The 3,321-nt window shown below is 72.5% G+C and carries 2 protein-coding genes and 1 pseudogene; 1 reads left to right on the forward strand and 2 read right to left on the reverse strand.

Features of this window, described 5'->3' with window-relative positions:
- Positions 1-540 (forward strand): annotated as a pseudogene (locus CCN29_RS33300) (transcriptional regulator); the annotation flags it as partial.
- A 6-nt stretch (positions 541-546) separates the two neighbouring features.
- On the opposite strand, the gene CCN29_RS33305 reads toward CCN29_RS33300, so the two are convergent.
- Entirely contained in the window at positions 547-2,292 is a 1,746-nt protein-coding gene (locus CCN29_RS33305) for a pyruvate dehydrogenase (RefSeq protein ID WP_006136332.1), read from the reverse strand.
- Between the two features lie 66 nt (positions 2,293-2,358).
- A partial coding sequence (locus CCN29_RS33310) for a protein phosphatase 2C domain-containing protein (protein WP_086686217.1) occupies positions 2,359-3,321 on the reverse strand: 963 nt, incomplete at its 5' end.

The raw sequence follows: 3,321 nt of genomic DNA on the forward strand, positions 1-3,321 counted from the left end.
TCCCCGCCGTGCACGGCGCCCCGCAGGACGCCCGCACCAGGTGCGGGCGACCTGCAGGGCGCCGTGCACGGCGGGGAGACGCTGGTGGAGCTGTCGGTGCAGGGGAGGTCCGACACCGCCGTCGTCCTCACGGCGCTGCGCGTGCGGGTGGCCGGCCGTTCGGCGCCCGCGTCCGGCAACGCGTACGCGATGGACCAGGGCTGCGGCGGCGCGCTGACCCCGCGCTACTTCGACGTGGACCTGGACAAGGACCGGCCGATCGCCCGCGCGGTCGCCGGGAACGACGCCGGCGAGCCGATCCCGGCGGTGCGGATGCCGTACCGGGTGTCCGCGACCGACCCCGAGGTGCTGATGGTCACCGCCCGCACCGAGGGCTGCGACTGCCGCTGGTACCTGGAGCTGGACTGGTCCTCGCAGGGCCGCACCGGCACGGTGCGGATCGACGACCGGGGCCGCCCCTTCCGCACCAGCGCCGTCGAGGGCCTGCCGCACTACGAGTACGACACCCTGAACCGGTCCTGGCGGACCCGCACCGGCTGAACGCCCTTACGGACGCGGCACGTTCCGCAGGTTGGAGCGGGCCATCTGGACCATCCGGCCGACCCCGCCGTCCAGCACGATCTTGGACGCCGACAGGGCGAACCCGGTCACCATCTCCTTGCTGATCTTCGGCGGGATCGACAGCGCGTTGGGGTCGGTCACGACGTCCACCAGCGCCGGCCCCTTGTGCTTGAACGCGGCCTTCAGCGCGCCCGCGAGCTCCTTGGGCTTCTCCACCCGCGCCCCGTAGGCGCCGCAGGCGCGGGCGACGGCGGCGAAGTCGGGGTTCTTCATCTCGGTGCCGTACGAGGGCAGTCCGGCGACCAACATCTCCAACTCCACCATGCTGAGCGAGGAGTTGTTGAACAGGATCACCTTCACCGGCAGGTCGTACTGGACGAGCGTGAGGAAGTCGCCCATCAGCATGGTGAATCCGCCGTCGCCGGACATCGACACGACCTGCCGGTGCCGGTCGGTGAACTGCGCCCCGATCGCCATCGGCAGGGCGTTGGCCATGGAGCCGTGGGAGAACGAACCGATGATCCGGCGGCGGCCGTTGGGCGAGATGTAGCGGGCGGCCCAGACGTTGCACATGCCGGTGTCGACGGTGAAGACGGCGTCGTCATCGGCCAGGTCGTCCAGCACGGACGCCACGTACTCGGGGTGGATCGGGACATGCTTCTCCACCTTGCGGGTGTACGCCTTGACCACCCCCTCCAGCGCCTCCGCGTGCTTCTTCAGCATCCGGTCGAGGAACTTGCGGTTGTCCTTGGTGCGCACGCGGGGCGTGAGACAGCGCAGCGTCTCCTTCACGTCGCCCCACACCGCGAGGTCCAGCTTGGAGCGCCGGCCGATGATCTCGGGCCGCACGTCGACCTGGACGATCTTCACGTCGTCGCCGGGCAGGAAGGCGTTGTACGGGAAGTCGGTGCCGAGCAGGATCAGCAGGTCGCACTCGTGCGTCGCCTCGTACGCCGCGCCGTAGCCGAGCAGCCCGCTCATGCCGACGTCGTACGGATTGTCGTACTGGATCCATTCCTTGCCGCGCAGGGCGTGCCCGACCGGCGCCTTGATCTTCCCGGCGAACTCCATCACCTCGGCGTGCGCGCCCTTGGTGCCGGCGCCGCAGAACAGGGTGACCTTCTCGGCCCGGTCGATCATGTCGACGAGCCTGTCGATCTCGTCGTCGCCGGGGCGGACCGTGGGCCGGGAGGTGACCAGGGCGGTCTCGGGCGCCTGGTCGGGGGCGGGTTCGTCGGCCAGGTCGCCGGGCAGCGAGACGACGCTGACGCCGGAGCGGCCGACCGCGTGCTGGATGGCGGTGTCCAGCAGCCGGGGCATCTGACGGGGGCTGGAGATCAGCTCGCAGTAGTGGCTGCACTCCCGGAACAGCTGGTCCGGGTGGGTCTCCTGGAAGTAGCCGAGGCCGATCTCGCTGGACGGGATGTGGGAGGCGAGGGCGAGGACGGGCGCCATGGAGCGGTGGGCGTCGTAGAGGCCGTTGATGAGGTGGAGGTTGCCGGGCCCGCAGGAGCCGGCGCAGGCGGCGAGCCGGCCGGTGACCTGCGCCTCGGCGCCGGCCGCGAACGCGGCGGTCTCCTCGTGCCGGACATGGATCCAGTCGATGGCGGAGTTGCGGCGCACGGCGTCCACGACCGGGTTGAGGCTGTCACCGACCACGCCGTACATGCGTTTGACGCCCGCGCGGACGAGGATGTCGACGAACTGTTCCGCGATGTTCTGTTTGGCCATGGTGTCCGTGTGCCCCTCGGGTGCCGGAGATGCCTGACGGTTTCCATGAATTCACACCGGGCGCGCTCACGCCTCCCAGACGGCCACGGCCGTACGGTCGTCGGCGTACCCCTTCACCCGTACCTGGACGTCGGCCAGATACGCCGTCAGTCCCGGGGGCTCCGGATCGGACCACCGGCCGGCGAGGTGGGCGCGGAGTTCGGCCTCGCCGCGCAGCGGTTCGGCGAACCCGGTGCCGCACATCAGCAGCACATCACCCGGGCGGGCTACGGAGGTACGGAACCGGAAGGGCTCGCGCGGCGGTTCGGGGGCCGGCTCGTACGGGCTCGGGGGCGTGGGGATGCCGAGGTCCATGGTGAGGCGGTCGCCGTCCCGCGTCTCGTGCGGCGGTGAGCCGAAGCCGAGCACCGGCTCGCCCTTGACCTCCGCGGCCTCCGGCTCGATGTCCTGCCACTCGCGGTCCCGCAGCCGGAACAGCCCTCCGGGGCCCACCCCGAAGAACACCCGGGTGCGGCACCCGGGGTCGGCGGACAGCAGCAGGCAGCGCAGGGTGGCGGCGTAGTCGTCGGGGTCGAGGCCCTGCTCGGTGGCGGCGGCGCGCAGCTTGCCGAGGGTGCGGTCGGTGAGGCGGTGCAGGCCGGCCTTGAGGTCGGCGCGGCGGGCGGCCCGGATGTCGTCGGTGAGCCGCTCGTGGCTGCGGCCCACCGCCGCGCCGATCCAGCGGCACGCCTCGGCGGCGGCCAGGTGCGCCCCCGGGGCGGCCCGCACACCGGTCGCCGCCGCCACCAGCACCAGGGCCCGCTCCCCCGCCCCGAACCGCGCGGTCAGCAGCGCGTCGCGGCGGGGCTCGCCGCGGTACCGGGCGGAGTCCCCGCGCACGGAGACGGCCCGCAGGGTGCAGGCGCCGTACCGCGCGCCGTCCAGCACGGTGTCCGGGACCAGCGCGTCCAGGTCGTCGGGGTCGGCGGCGGGGAGCGCGGTGGGCTCCGCGTCGTAGGTGGGCGGACGGGTGCCGACGTAGGCGCGGGA

The organism is Streptomyces pseudogriseolus (assembly GCA_002154585.1).
Taxonomy (GTDB): Bacteria; Actinomycetota; Actinomycetes; order Streptomycetales; family Streptomycetaceae; genus Streptomyces; species Streptomyces pseudogriseolus.